This window comes from Oleiphilus sp. HI0066, assembly GCF_001635725.1.
Window position 1 is genome coordinate 1 of record NZ_LWFH01001673.1, and the last position, 957, is coordinate 957.

A 957-nucleotide genomic window follows, 5' to 3' on the forward strand; every position below is an offset into this window, starting at 1 on the left:
CTCGTCTGTCGCGCAACATGCTCGTGTCTCGGATCACAGATCTGAACCTCGTATCCAATACTTTCTGCCAGTGGTAACAATGCAAGTGATACATCACTCAATCCGATAAGCAATAAGCGATCTGGACGATCATATCTGAGCTTTACTTTATCGGCTAAACGATTAACGACTGAGTATGATTTTTCATTACCAGAGCGGGTCTCAAAGCCTACCAACGAAGAATCAAAATGCACCGAACGCCAGACCTCACGGCCTTCGTCTATCGCTCTTACCAGTTCTTTAACGTGAGTAATACCACGCGTTTCATGCTTGGATTCAGAGCATGAAAACTCTTCGATCATAAGCTCTATTTCAGCACCGCAAGGTAAAGACACACCACTTAAATCCCTACCAAATCGTGTAAGAATTGGGGCATCATGCGCGTTTGAGAAAGTCGTTCCTGCATAAAGATCTCTCAGAAGTTCCTCTTCTACACAGCCTCCGGAGACAGAGCCGTAGACTTTATTGGCTGACGGATCAAAAACCAAAATACTTCCAGCAGGTCGAGGTGAAGCTCCCCATGTTTCTAGCACGGTGACTAGAAATGCTGGGCGCCCCGCCTCTAAACACTCTTTTAATTTGAGCAAAACCTGATAACGCTGAGTATTCATTTATATCAGCTTATTTTAAATGGAAGTCGAGTATGGCGTGTGCCCGTCGCCTTATAAATCGCTGACCCCATCGCCGCCGCAATTGGAGGAAGTCCAGGTTCGCCCACACCCGTTGGCGATTCAGCGCTGTCGACTATGTGCACATCTATTTCTGGGCACTCATTCATGCGAAGCATTTGGTAATCATGGAAATTGCTTTGCGCAGCTCCACCGTCAACAAATTCAATCTCGCCATGTAAAGCTGCTGTAATGCCAAAAACGATGCAACTTTCCATTTGCATTTTAACGATATCAGGATTAACTACTT

The 957-nt window shown here is 45.7% G+C and carries 1 protein-coding gene and 1 pseudogene; both read right to left on the reverse strand.

The window, feature by feature from the left end; translation table 11 throughout:
* On the reverse strand, positions 1–650 hold a 650-nt coding region (locus A3738_RS30205; protein WP_304440132.1), incomplete at its 3' end, for an XdhC family protein.
* A gap of 5 nt (positions 651–655) precedes the next feature.
* Positions 656–957, reverse strand: a pseudogene (locus tag A3738_RS26200) (molybdopterin-dependent oxidoreductase); the annotation flags it as partial.